This window comes from Leptolyngbya sp. Heron Island J, assembly GCF_000482245.1.
In the GTDB taxonomy this organism is placed as follows: Bacteria; Cyanobacteriota; Cyanobacteriia; order Phormidesmidales; family Phormidesmidaceae; genus Leptothoe.
This window is the reverse complement of sequence record NZ_AWNH01000021.1, coordinates 45,782-58,553: the sequence shown is the minus strand read 5'-3', so window position 1 is coordinate 58,553 and position 12,772 is coordinate 45,782. Positions and strand designations below refer to the sequence as shown.

General features: G+C 44.3%; 10 protein-coding genes. All 10 read right to left on the bottom strand.

What is annotated here, in order from left to right; all coding sequences use genetic code 11:
* Positions 1-3: 3 nt before the first annotated feature.
* A complete protein-coding gene (locus N836_RS46510; protein ID WP_023071527.1) occupies positions 4-1,245 on the bottom strand; it encodes a glycosyltransferase family 4 protein in 1,242 nt (413 codons plus the stop codon).
* Positions 1,246-1,295: 50 nt separating this feature from the next.
* Positions 1,296-2,177 carry a sulfotransferase domain-containing protein gene (locus tag N836_RS46505; RefSeq protein ID WP_023071526.1) on the bottom strand — a complete coding sequence of 294 codons (882 nt, stop codon included), beginning with the start codon at positions 2,175-2,177 and terminating at the stop codon, positions 1,296-1,298.
* Positions 2,178-2,193: 16 nt separating this feature from the next.
* Positions 2,194-3,336: a glycosyltransferase family 4 protein gene (locus tag N836_RS46500; RefSeq protein ID WP_023071525.1), complete on the bottom strand. Its 1,143-nt coding sequence runs from the start codon at positions 3,334-3,336 to the stop codon at positions 2,194-2,196.
* Positions 3,337-3,339: 3 nt separating this feature from the next.
* Entirely contained in the window at positions 3,340-5,595 is a 2,256-nt protein-coding gene (locus N836_RS77450; protein WP_023071524.1) for a glycosyltransferase, read from the bottom strand.
* Positions 5,596-5,673: 78 nt separating this feature from the next.
* The gene (locus tag N836_RS46495) at positions 5,674-6,639 is read right to left on the bottom strand and encodes a glycosyltransferase family 2 protein (protein ID WP_023071523.1); all 966 of its coding nucleotides are present in this window, start codon (positions 6,637-6,639) and stop codon (positions 5,674-5,676) included.
* A gap of 77 nt (positions 6,640-6,716) precedes the next feature.
* Entirely contained in the window at positions 6,717-7,643 is a 927-nt protein-coding gene (locus tag N836_RS46490) for a glycosyltransferase (protein WP_235071050.1), read from the bottom strand.
* A 62-nt stretch (positions 7,644-7,705) separates the two neighbouring features.
* Positions 7,706-8,599 carry a glycosyltransferase gene (locus N836_RS46485; protein ID WP_023071521.1) on the bottom strand — a complete coding sequence of 298 codons (894 nt, stop codon included), beginning with the start codon at positions 8,597-8,599 and terminating at the stop codon, positions 7,706-7,708.
* Entirely contained in the window at positions 8,596-9,582 is a 987-nt protein-coding gene (locus N836_RS72980; RefSeq protein WP_023071520.1) for a glycosyltransferase family 2 protein, read from the bottom strand. The genes N836_RS46485 and N836_RS72980 overlap by 4 nt, the downstream gene beginning before the upstream one ends.
* Before the next feature lie 239 nt (positions 9,583-9,821).
* Entirely contained in the window at positions 9,822-10,691 is an 870-nt protein-coding gene (locus N836_RS46480) for a polysaccharide pyruvyl transferase family protein (RefSeq protein ID WP_023071519.1), read from the bottom strand.
* 43 nt (positions 10,692-10,734) lie between these two features.
* Complete coding sequence (hepA, locus tag N836_RS46475; RefSeq protein WP_023071518.1) at positions 10,735-12,585, bottom strand: heterocyst formation ABC transporter subunit HepA; 1,851 nt, start codon at positions 12,583-12,585, stop codon at positions 10,735-10,737.
* Positions 12,586-12,772 lie beyond the last annotated feature (187 nt).

Genomic DNA, 12,772 nt, shown 5'->3' with positions numbered 1-12,772 from the left:
CACCTATACAGCAACCGGGATCTTAGTGGATGTCGACTGGTATACTTCGTTCAGCTGTTTGCCCACAGCTGTCCAGCTAAAGTTCTCATCCACCAGTTGACGACCCGCTTTCCCCATCTGCACACGGAGTTCAGGGTTAACAGCTAGCTTTTGCATCACGGCTGCCATGTCGCGTACGCTCTGGTCAGGATCATGAGCTGCAATCTTAAAGCCGGTATGTTCTGTCACCTGAATAGCGGGTCCACCCAGATCTAGACAAATCACAGGCCGACCTGAGGCCATTGCTTCAATGCAAACCCAGCCACCAGAATCGTGCAGGCTGGGGTGGACTAAGGCATGACTTTCTCCTAGTCTTTCCAATGTTTCTTCACGGGGTAGCCGACCCCAAAACTTAACCTGCTCGGCGACGCCGCACTCTGCGGCTAGACGCTTAAGATTATCCAGTTCTGGACCATCACCAACAACCCAAAATTCTGCATCGGGTAGCTTGGCTTCGGCAAATGCGCGAATACCTAAATGAAATCCTTTCCAGTGCAAAAGACGACCCATGCTAATAAATCTCACCGGCTGGGATGAGGGTAGCGGAGATTGGTTTAACTCCTCGATTTCTTCATCTAAGAGACCAACTTCCGGGACAATCTGCACATCAGTTGCGCCCATGCGATAAAGCCGTTTAGCGGTATCATCGGTGGTGGCACGGACTATACTGCTGTTGCGAATGGTTAAACCGACCAGCGGATCACGCTGGCCAACATTGCGCACAAAATCCCGTGCCCATTCGTAGAGACGAGCACGTAAACTAAAGTCTTGCCAAAATTTGGGAGGTGCAGATTCTCCGCCACCCACAGGTCCCCAGACAAAGGGAATGGGCAATAGTGACAGCAAACTAGGTGCAGAATATTTTACAAAAGTAACGTGATGGGTTAGGTCAAACCCAATTTCTTTATGCAAACGTCGAGCGACAAAGTAAGCCTGGATTTGCCAGAGATAGTAATGAATCTGCATGGCACCGGACTGTCCCCAAGACATGCTGTCTTGCCAAAATGGCAAGGTGAAATAGACAAAGTGTAAGTTTGGGATCGGATTGGCTGCTAGTTCCGCTTCAATCGCTTCCTTGCTTTCATCAGGGCGAGTCAAAACCCAGACCTCGTGGTGTTTGGCAACTTCACGGGCGACATTCCAACCAACGCCGCGCTCTGATCCTCGACCGGGTTCACATGAGTATGCAGAAATCAGTACTTTCATCTTTTATGGAGTTTTAAGGTTAACCTGCAACTAATCTTGGGAATATGTTGTTACCAATCAAGGCTTGTTTCGTAGCCAAGTTCAATTAGAAAATTGCCAGCAATTTTTTTGAACTCCGCTTTATGGTCATCGTTAAAGTATTTCTTCCATCCCCCAATTGAGCCTTTACCTCCTTTTTTGAAGGTATGAGACTCTTCTGGATTCATCCCATAGGAACCAAATTTAGTCTTGATCTCCTCAGCGGACATTTTGACCTGCAGATGATCCATGATTTGCTCGACAATATGCAGCCGTTTATCTTCACAACCGCCGCCACGCTCTCCTACTAAATCCTCAAATTTAATGGATAGCGTGTCTGGATGCTGTAGCCAACCATGCCAGCGTGAAAAGTCTTGAGCAATGTTGGGTTGTGAAAGATTAGAACTAAAGGGGGTGCCCACGGGCACACCGACAATAGAATTCATTAGCTGTTCGTCAAAGCCGGGTTCTTGTTGATAGATATCATGTAAAAATATCTGCTCTTCCTTGGTGATCCAACGAGCATGGGATACAGCCACATCTCTCAAGTCTCGATAGATAAATAACAGCTTGCAGTGATGTTCACTAAAAATATCTAAAATCTGCTGTGAGTACATCAAGTGAGAACGTACAATCGATTGGTCTGGAGCCGATCCTAGTTTCCACCGAATATGGTTAGGCGTGTTCATAATGCCACACAGGGCTTGAACAGAAATAATGTCGTCCCACTGCTTTAGACCAGGAGTAGAATAAAGAATCTGATAGAGTAAATGGGTTCCACTTTTGGGATATGAATTACAAATAACAAAATTTTTAGGACGATTTCCTGAGAGGGTTTTAGAGATCAGACTTCTCGTTAGAAAACCGGCATCTCTAGCGTGTAAACCTAGAACATTTTTGAGTTGATAGCTCATAGTTTCTTCCCTAAAATTAAGCAGCTAATTGTTCTGAAGTGCTATCTAACAATGATTCATATATCTGTGCAATTTGCTCAGCGCTACTGTGCCAATTAAAGTGCCTGGCTCTTTTGGCTCCCTTCTCAATCAGCTGATTTTTAATAGCTGAATCTGTGAAAATTTGCTTGACTGATTCAGTAATTCCTTGAGTATCCAAAGGGTCTACAAGAATCGCTGCATCCTCAACAACTTCTGGTAATGAGGTGACATTTGAGGCGATTACCGGCAGGCCACAGGCCATTGCTTCGATTACGGTGATGCCAAATCCTTCATAGGTAGAGGGGGCAACGAGCACATCAGCTGAATTATAAATCTGGATCAATGTTTCTTTATCAGGTTTACCTAAATAAGATATACACGTGTCTAATTGATGTTCCGCGATAAACTGCTTTTGGTCGTCTGTAAAGTCGTCTCCGGCTTTCCAAAAATGTACTGGAAAGTTCTGCTCCTTGAGCTCATGGACAACCTTGAGGATCGTAATGATATTTTTCCTTGGGTTGTTAGAACCAACGTTTAATAGACAGCAGGTTTTTTCAGACAGATTTGAGAGTTTACGAAAATCCTGCTCTACTTGAGCGTTCTGAGCTTGAAAAACAGCGTCCACCCCATTGGGCACTGTCTGAATCTGGGTAGGATTTACCTGCAGGTAATTCACCATGTCCTTCGCCGTATGGTCGGACACTGAGATGATGCGGTGGGCATTACACATGCTCTGTAATGAGTACTTCCAGGTGGCTAAACTGAGCCAGGGAAATCTGGCGCGATCGCGAAATAGTTCCGGATGAATCAGGTTAATCAAATCGTGGCAGGTAACTACCACTGGGGCGCTACTTTGCTTGAGCCAGTTAACCAAATAGCCATCGCTATGGTCGATCACATGAAAAACATCAGCCCCACAGGTTTTCAACTGTCTGGGATATTGCCAATACCTCTGATGATATTTTTGAATACCTTTCACCAGTGAGTTGGTGCGATTACCCTTTGCCGGATTTTGGGGGAATGCTTCAATAATTTCCCAAGTTGGACGAACTGTTTTAAGACCCTCAACCAAAGCATCGGCATACACATCCATGCTGTATGCAATCCCTGGAGAGCGGCGCAGTATAGCAATTTTCATAATTTATACTTCCAAAGTTGTAGAGGCCGACACAGGGATGGCAGGCACAGGTGGCGATTTCAGCACAGTTTGCCAGAGTGCCATGAGCCGCTGAGCAATTTGATCATGGGTATAATTTTGTTGAGCCCGCTCTAAACAATAACTACCCATTGACTGCCGAAAATCCTCATCCAGAATTAACCGAGACAGGATAGCAGCTAAACCATCGGCATCGTCTTCCTCAAAGACTAAATTCGGATTATTAATTACATTGGGAATCTCACCACAGGTTGAGCCAACCGTTGGAATGCCCATGACCATCGATTCGATCAGCACATGACCAAACTGTTCTTTCCAAGTCTCTACACTACGAGAGGGCAGCACCAACACATCGAACTTAGCCATTTCTGCAGGCACCTGTTCATGGGTCACCGCTCCCTGCCAATCAATGTACTGTTCAACATCTAGCTGATTAGCCATCTGCTCTAGCTCAGCTTGAGCCGGACCTGAGCCACAAATAGTCACTTTAAATCTCAGATTCTGCTGCTTAAGTTGATGGGCAGCCTTGAGCATGAGGTCGATGCCTTTTTCCGGAACAATGCGACCTAAAAATCCAATGTTAATCTCCTCTCTAGAATGATCGATCAGGTCTGGTGTAAAGAACGTTTCATCGACTCCCATTTGAGGCATCACTTCAATAATCCCTTGGTAGTTCCACTGCTTTAAAAGCTCACCACCCTCTCGGTTACCTGCCAGTGTGACTTTAGCGGTTTTCAGCACAAAGTCACGTACCCAGCGGCGAGGCCGAGATAAGGAACGATCCATGTTTTCCCAGCCAAAGGTCACTAAAGGGATGCCAAAAAGACGTGAGAAAATGGCTAGCTGCAAGGTGCATAGAGAGAAGACTTCTTCTTCAACCTGTAAGATATCGGGTTTGAACTGCCGAATGACTTGCCAAATCCGGAAGGGGTTAAACAGATAGGCCCCACCTCGTCCAGAAAATGCAATATTTCCGGGAAATACAGCAATTTCAGAATAAGGAGTTTCTAGCTTTAACAACCGCCCCCATCCTGAAGACCTCCAGGTGCTAGGGCTCAACAGTCCCACTGTGGCTCGATTGGCTATGGCGGCAAGCTTACCTTGATTGACACCGACAACATAGGTATGGGTAACAAATAAGACTCGCAATTGCTCAGGCTTTTCAGAAGAACTAGACACTGCTTCAGACCCCTTTCTCAGATTACGGAACTTGCCCATGACAAAGTTAAGCGGATTTGGTCGTTGATTAGGCATAAACAGCCAGTTAATGGCTGGTTTCGCTAGGGGTAGCGGCACTAGACTCACCCAGATAAACCAGAGACTAAACGCAACTCGCTTGAGCAGCGATTCACTTGAATAAAACCACAGAGCCTTGATGCCTAAAATGGCCAGCATCCAAGCACGGTCGTCGGGCACTGGATGCTGCTCAGGCTCTAACCGTAAGGACACCATGCGTGACCAGACTGAGCCAACCCTACGGACCTCTAAATTATCAGGTACACTGTAGCCCAGAGCAGGGCCTTTTTCTTTCAGCAAAGCACACCGTTGTAAATCATGGGCAACAAATCGACGAAACCGACTGCTGCTTAACTCAACCAGGGCCCACTGATTGTTACCGTGAATGCGATAGGCTCCCAAGTCCTCATCAATGGCCACCACTTCGCCATACAGGGGAATTAAAACTGAAAGATAATCATCTGACGTAGTCGTAAATTCAGCCGGGATGGGAAAAACCTGTTCCATAGCCTGACGACTCAGAGCATTCCCACTGGTAGGCACGCCACAGTACGCACTGGTCTGGAGGATTTTCTCTTGTAAGTGCCCCTGTTCCAGTACCCCTCCCTGAGGAAAGGAAAAGCCTTGAGGATGATCATCGCTATCAACGACAGAAAGCTGGTAATGAATTTTGGCAATGCCAGGACGCCATGCTTCAGCAATCCGTTGCGTCGCCTGGGGATGCAAATAATCATCAGCATCTAAGAAAATGATGACATCACCTTTACTATGGGCAAATCCATTATTAAAGGCAGCGCCTTGTTTGCCATTGGGCTGCAGGAGCGGTAGAATCTGTTCTCCATAGCTGGCGATAATATCGCGAGAACTGTCCGTAGAGCCGTCATCAACAACAATTACCTCTACATGGGGATAAGTTTGGGCGAGAGCACTATCAATTGCTTTAGACAGAAAGCGCTCGTAATTGTAGTTGTTAATAATGATGCTGATAAAAAGAGGCTTTTGCATGATACGAGTAATTGTGATATCGACAGTTTCTACACAAACTATCAGCTGCCAGGAAGATAAAAACTCCAGGAGGTGACGCTAAATGAGTTTTGAAAACCTTAGCTTGATGGAGTAGAGCATGGCCTTGAAATATATCTCTAGCCGTTCTAAGTAGGGAAAGCTAAAGCTACATTTCTCAATGATTTCACTATAATTAAAACTCTCCTCCCTCACATGGCGGTGTAGGCAAATGGTCTTGGCTAATAATTTTTTGCTGAGCTTGGCAAGCTGCGGATAGTTCAGCAGTAGATAGTAAGCTGTGAATAATAGTATTTCGCAATCAGTTTTTTGTTTTTTGGTTACCGTTTGAGTCGTGTATAGGTTGTTGGCATGTAGTCTAAACACACCCAGGTAATCTTCAGACTTAATGCCATTGCCTAACCAGGTGGCCACTATTCTGAGATAGAAATCACAAATGGCTAACCCGGAAAATCCCTTGACCTCTGGTAATGGAAAACATTTCTCTAGCAGTGATCGAGAGAAACAAAGATTAGAGGTGGAAGGCGCAAAGTAGGGCAGTTCTGCATTACGTAAGTTAGCTTTGAAATCAATTATTTCAAAGTTGATAGCTGTCAGATCTTTAGCATGTTTGGCATGAACATCCTTCAGTGTTGTCTGGTTAATATCGGACGCGTCCACAGGGGCTGACTCATGGAAAAACCAATCGATTTCTGGATGTTTGAGCCACAGGCTGGCAACCTGCTCTGCTCGATTTTTCAACACGAGGTCATCGGCATCGAGTAAACAGATAATATCGCCACTGCTTTTGGCAAAGCCAGCATTAAATGCTGCTGCTTGCCCCCCATTGTCCTGAAATACAGCAATGATCTGATCGCCGTAGCTGCTGATAATTTCCCGTGAGTAATCGGTTGAACCATCATCAACCACAACCACCTCAACGTTTTTGTAGCTTTGATTGAGAGCACTCTCAATTGCCTGGCCAACAAAGGCACCGTAGTTATAGTTGTTGATGACAATACTGACTAAAGGTAATTCTTGTTTCATTACAGTATCGACCTCAGAAAAATGTAATCCCTAGAACTATTTTTAGAAAATTGAATGTGTCAAGTATGCATAGCCAGCTAACTGCGCTCAGATATACCACCCCCAAACTGCAGCCGTGCTCTCTCTTTGATAGCTGCCCATCTGAGACGCAACATCACAGTAGTGAATTGGAGCTTTTGACGATTATTGTGCAACCTCTTATCACCCCAAGTTCGGAGAAAAAATCTGAGCGGTGGTTTGAGAAACGCGAAAAAGTCAACTAACAAGGCAATTTTGCTTTTTTTGGTCGCTTTAATGACATCGTAGTTACCACCAATGATGCGAGTGCCGCGTTTATTCAGCTCTTCCCAGGTAGTTCTAGTGGGGTGTTTGACGATGGCCTCTTTTGCATACAGCTGACGATAGCCTGCCTGGTAAACACGTTGACCCCATTGCTTATCTCCCCCAGATTTCAGCGTGCTATCAAAGTTTCCGACAGATTTGATGATATGGCTAAATGTGAATAGGTTAGCTGTCACCCCAAAGTGACCATCTGCGATAAACTGGTCCTGTGGAAATCCTAAGGCGAGCATTTCATATAGTTCAAAGGGATTGGGATTGTTATCATCTTTAGCAAACAGATCGATATGACCAGCGACTAAACCAACGTTGGATTCGCTTAGCAGAGCGGATACTCCATTTTTTAACCATGTTGGCGTAGGAACGCAGTCGGCATCTGTAAAGGCGATAATTGTGCCTTTGGCAACTGATAAGCCTTTATTGCGGGCAATGTATGAGCCAGGTTGTGATTCGTGGACCAGTGTGACTTGCTCAAAGCAATTGACCACATCGCTGACATTTTCCTGTGAGTTATTATCAACGACAATGACCTCATAGCAATCCCGAGGATAGGTTTGCTGAGAGAGAGCAGTTAAGCAAACTTGCAAAAGCTTATTACTGTTGTAGACAGGAATAATAACAGAAACAAATGGAGTTTGATTGAGGTCAACAGTCATAGAATTCATTGGTAACTCTAAGGTGTCTAGCTATACCCTTTAGTAAAAATGATGAACTATTAGCGCTGGTATCATTGAAAATACAACTTTAGTTCAGTAAAAGCTTTAGATAACTTCAGCCGCATGTAGAGAAAAATCACTGTTATGCGTTTATTAATATCTCTAACGCCACGCTCTTCGAGAGTTTTGAATAGATATCTGGCGGGAGGTTTAACGTCAACTATGATTTCTTTTAAAAACTCTAGGAGTGGTGTTTCTGATTTTTTGTTGATGTAGAAGCCACCTTTGTAAACTCGACAGAGCTTTTTATTTATTTCTTCAAAGCTGGTTCGCGTTGGGTGGGAAATTTTGACGTCAGCTGCGTAAATTTGTTTGTAACCTGCGGCATAAACCCGTTTTCCCCACTCGCGATCGCCACCAGATTTCAGAGAATCATCAAATAGCCCTACACTGCTAAAGATTGCTGGAGTAGTGAAGAGGTTAGCGGTAGCAGCAAAGTGACCTTCTTTTACATATTTTTCCTGCTGGAGAAAGTACAGGCTATCAAACAGTTCGGTGGGCTTAGGGTTTTCAGACTGCTGAAAGAGAAAATCAATCTTGCCTGCAACCAAGCCACAGCCTGGATGCTTGAGAATGTGATCAGCCCCTTTTTCAATCCAGTCAAAGGCCGGAACACAGTCTGAATCAGTGAACCCTAAAATTTCACCCTTGGCAATCGCCAACCCCGTGTTACGAGCACTGTAGGAACCAGGTTTTTTTTCAACTAGATATTTGGCTTGAGCAAATTGATCGACAATAGGCTTTAAGTCTTCTGTTGAGTTATTATCAATAACAATCACCTCATAGCAGGCTTGGGAGTAGGTTTGATTTTGTAGTCGATTCAGACATTGCTGCAGACGCTTAGAGTCGTTGTAGACAGGGATAATAACAGTGACAAAAGGGTGAGGTGTCAGAGTGTCTTTCATACTGATTTTATAGTTCTCCACTTTTGTAAAAAACTGGATAATCTCCTAGTAGTAAACCCAATATCATGTTTTATCCTGGGCCATACAGCCTGCCAAGATGTATAGTCGGCTGATGTTTGCAGCAGCGATGCCCACTTGAGAAAGTGCTGGCTGCGGTAACACTGGGTAGCAAACTGGCTGTATATTTGCGCTCTGATTTCCTCTAGAGAAATGTCAATTTGATCGCCCTTGATGGCTGGATAATACTGTTGAAGTATGTTGATTCGATTTTGTATCCTTCTATCGATATTCTTAAATTCAATCGCCTGCCCCTGACCATGCTTACGCCGGGTCACCAGTGGCTTACGGGTAAAGATTGGCTGATAACCATCGATGATCAGCCGAATATACAGGTCGGTGTCCTCGGCAAATCTTAATGATTCATTGAATAAATCTTGCCGATCAAAAGCCTGTCGAGGGAAGACAGCCGCTGAAGGAGTATGGATAAAACTTCCAGCCGCTAATAGATGATGTAGGAAAGAACTAAAGTCTGGATGTTTTCCTTGCTTACAATGGATACGAATATCTTTTTCTGTTTTCCATAGCCAGACATCACTCACAGAAAAACAGTTTGCTTGAGTCGCCGATTGTTGGTCTAGGGCATCAATTTGAGTTTGGAGATAGTCTGACTCCCACAAATCATCTGAATCTAAAAAGGCGATATACCGTCCCTTGGCTGCCCTAATTCCTTGGTTACGTGCAGCAGCAGGCCCGTGGTTTTCAGAACATGCAATCAGATAAATATCTGGGTATTGCTCTTGAATAGTTTTAGGGGTGCCGTCTTTTGAGTTGTCGTCTATAACGATGATTTCAGTATTGCCAGCAAATGTTTGATTCAATACTGTCGCTATAGCCTCCTTAAGCATTGAGATGCGATTGTAGGTGGGAATGACGACTGATACATCTGGGAGAATCTGATCGGTTGATCTAGAGACAACTTTCATACTCATTTCATCTAGATTCAGATACTAGGGATAGTTTGGTGTGCTAAATCTGTAGACGTTGCTGATCCCAACTATGTTTTGTCTTAAAGATGTCGCTGTATGGCGTTTCTAACCGATTGGTTCATCCTCTAAATCAGCAACGATTTCTGTAGTCATCGTGCTGAAACTTATGAGTTTCAGCAAAGAACAGGTGATATACGCTCAGTTTGTATTCATCTATCCTATTGAGTGAAATCGTCCTAGAAACTCCCAGCAAACATATCTTTTCTAAAGCTCTCGACTTTTTCTTCAAGTCTGGTTGTTAACTGTTCAATCTTCACTTCGTTGCTTAAAATAGGTGCTGAACTTTCCGCGATGTCTTTGAGCTCCTTTACTATTTTTTTGCTAATTATGAATTTCTTGATTTTGGATGGTACACTTTTTCTACTGGGTAGCTCACTCATTTGACGTGGCGTATACTCCAGGTCAAGAGACTTACACCAATCCCACCACTTAAATTCAAAAATACTGGAACTGGTTTTCACGGGTATCCACGGTACACGGAGTGCGTCTGCAACAATAGCTCCATGCATCGCTTCAGTGATCAAGGTTTCTGTTTGACAGAGAGCATTTAAGACCTCTTCTCTTGTCCAGCGTGGATCAATATATCCGTAGCCTGCTTGCTGACAAATCTTTTGCCATATCTCCCCATGTTTAACAGCTTGATCAACGTGGGGCATGTAAGCGAATTTCTGTTTCTTTTCGATTTTAGTCTGAGGCTTAAAGAGTCTTCTAATTAATACTGCGCCATCGGTAATGGCCAGATCAGGTGAGACGCCAAGGGCATGCGCTGATAGTGGGCCTCTCAGGCAATATACTTTCCAACGATCGTTGATTGTTGGTAAGTTCTGTAGGGGCGTTTTGCCATAACCAACACCTGAGCTAAAGATGATAATCCTATCTGCATTAGGAGCTCGATCATAAATACGGTCATTGATAATTGTGCCAATGCCAAAGAAAACCTTTTTGTCATCCTCATCGAATGCATCTGGAAAAAGATTTTTCCAAAGCCAGAGATTCAGGTCATCTCCAAAGTTGCCACAGGTTTTTTGATAGTAATAAAGTTTCATAGGTGCTTTCAGGAAGAGTGTACGATGTCGACTTGAACAAGCGTTAACTTTTTTGTCCTACTTCAAACTGGATTTGATGGTATTTCCACAGCTTGCCTTGTTCATTGAGCAGTTCCTGATATTTACCTTGTTCTACAATCCGACCCTTTTCGAGGACGACGACTTTATCGGCATTGGCAATGGTTGAAAGTCGATGCGCGATCGCAATCACTGTTCGTCCCTTCGAGAGCTTTTCCAGAGATTCCTGAATCAGCTTTTCCGTCAATGAATCCAGCGCGCTGGTGGCTTCATCTAGAATCAAGATTTCCGGATCTTGTAGTAGTGCCCGTGCGATCGCAATTCGTTGACGTTGTCCCCCAGAGAGCCGAATCCCTCTTTCTCCTAGCTGAGTATCAAACCCATCCGGCAAATTTTCAATAAACTCCAAGGCATTGGCGGATTTAGCCGCTTCGATCATATCAGCCCTGCTAGCATTTTCTACACCGTATAGAATGTTCTCACCGACTGTTGTATTAAAGATAAAGGTGTCCTGACTAACAATCGCCATCCGCTGTCGCAGCGAATTGATTTTAAGCTCGTTCAAATTAACACCGTCAACCAGTATCTGACCGCGTGTGACATCATAAAAACGCGGGATTAAATCCGCCAGCGTTGTTTTACCAGCACCTGAAGTACCCACTAATGCCGTGGTCTCACCCCGTTTAATCGATAGAGTAATGTCATGTAATATAGGCTCCCCAGGATTATAGGAAAAATCAACTGAGATAAAATCAATTGAGCGCTGTAACCCTTGAAATCCCTGACGTCCATCCTTAAAGTAGGGCTTATCATCACGTCTCAGCAATTCTGTCACAGAATTCAACGCACCTTGAGAAGAGATAAACCCAACTCTGGTCCCATTCAAAGCCGATACCAATGGCGTTGTGCGAATCAGCACAAATAAGAAGGTCAACAACTCAGCTGCTTTCAGTCGCCCCGTAGAAATTAAGAGAGTATAAGAGACAATCACCATACCCACGAGTAACGTGACACCCAACCCCTCAATTAAAGGTCTGACCAAAGCCGAAAGTCTGATTACCGAAAGCTGGGCCTGATAGACATTATTGGCAGCCTTATAGTAACGCTGACGTTCAAACTCCTGGGTTCCGGATGCATGGACAGTGCGAATTCCATTAATAAACGACAGAGCGCTAGCAGTAAAGGCATTATTCGCCTTGGGAATGGCAAAGCTTGCTTCCCTGACCCTGGCCGTCAAAGACGTCAGCCCCACAGACATGAGTCCAAATACCAGAGCTGATATTAAAAACAACTGCCAAGAGAGAACCAACATTGCTATCAGGTAAGCCAATACCTTAGAGCCATGGACGATCGATACTGAAAGAATGTTGAACGCTTGCTGAACCTGGTTAACTTCACCTCTAATGGTGCTAATCAGTGCCCCAGGGCTGACTGTAGAGTAGAAACTTAACCTTAAACTCTCTAGTTGATCAAAGATGCGACGCCGTAAATGATCGACTAGTTTTAAGGCAGACTTTTTAGAGTAAACTTCACTCAAATAGTCAAAAACTGCTCGTAACCAAACACCAACTAACAGTAACCCAGAAAGCCGATAAATCCTTTCCGTTGCAGATGCTTGAGTAGCTAGGAAAATAGTATCAAACCACAGAATACCAGTTTGAATCGGTGGCTCATTTGGATTGGTTAGCCCTTGCAAAAAAGAAGCGATGAATCCAACTGTCATACCTTCAAAGGCAGCTGCAATCAAGGCAAAAGAAAGTGCCAAAACTACAAGCCTGGGAAAATATCTAAATTCTCGAAGAATGAGATGATTTTCTTTCCAGAATTGAGTTGTTTTGACTAATGTACGAAGCGCACCAGGCAGCTTTATTTTCATACGGCAAACATATAACTGTACTTAGCAAGAAGCTTACAACTCACAAACGTTAACCTGAATACCTGCAGTTGCCCTTTCCTATAGCTTCCCTAAAAACGAGCATTTTTCGGGAAAGGTCAGAAAATCCGGATAATTTAAGCATCCTTAGGGCTCAGGCTCAGGCAAAAATGTCGTTTCCGCTAACAGC

Bases quoted from the DNA above. Each gene is read 5' to 3' on its own strand.
- N836_RS46495 (WP_023071523.1), bottom strand. From the start codon at position 6,639: ATGAAACAAGAATTACCTTTAGTCAGTATTGTCATCAACAACTATAAC.
- N836_RS46485 (WP_023071521.1), bottom strand. From the start codon at position 8,599: ATGAAAGACACTCTGACACCTCACCCTTTTGTCACTGTTATTATCCCT.
- N836_RS77450 (WP_023071524.1), bottom strand. From the start codon at position 5,595: ATGCAAAAGCCTCTTTTTATCAGCATCATTATTAACAACTACAATTAC.
- N836_RS46500 (WP_023071525.1), bottom strand. From the start codon at position 3,336: ATGAAAATTGCTATACTGCGCCGCTCTCCAGGGATTGCATACAGCATG.
- hepA (WP_023071518.1), bottom strand. From the start codon at position 12,585: ATGAAAATAAAGCTGCCTGGTGCGCTTCGTACATTAGTCAAAACAACT.
- N836_RS46510 (WP_023071527.1), bottom strand. From the start codon at position 1,245: ATGAAAGTACTGATTTCTGCATACTCATGTGAACCCGGTCGAGGATCA.
- N836_RS46490 (WP_235071050.1), bottom strand. From the start codon at position 7,643: ATGAATTCTATGACTGTTGACCTCAATCAAACTCCATTTGTTTCTGTT.
- N836_RS46505 (WP_023071526.1), bottom strand. From the start codon at position 2,177: ATGAGCTATCAACTCAAAAATGTTCTAGGTTTACACGCTAGAGATGCC.
- N836_RS72980 (WP_023071520.1), bottom strand. From the start codon at position 9,582: ATGAAAGTTGTCTCTAGATCAACCGATCAGATTCTCCCAGATGTATCA.
- N836_RS46480 (WP_023071519.1), bottom strand. From the start codon at position 10,691: ATGAAACTTTATTACTATCAAAAAACCTGTGGCAACTTTGGAGATGAC.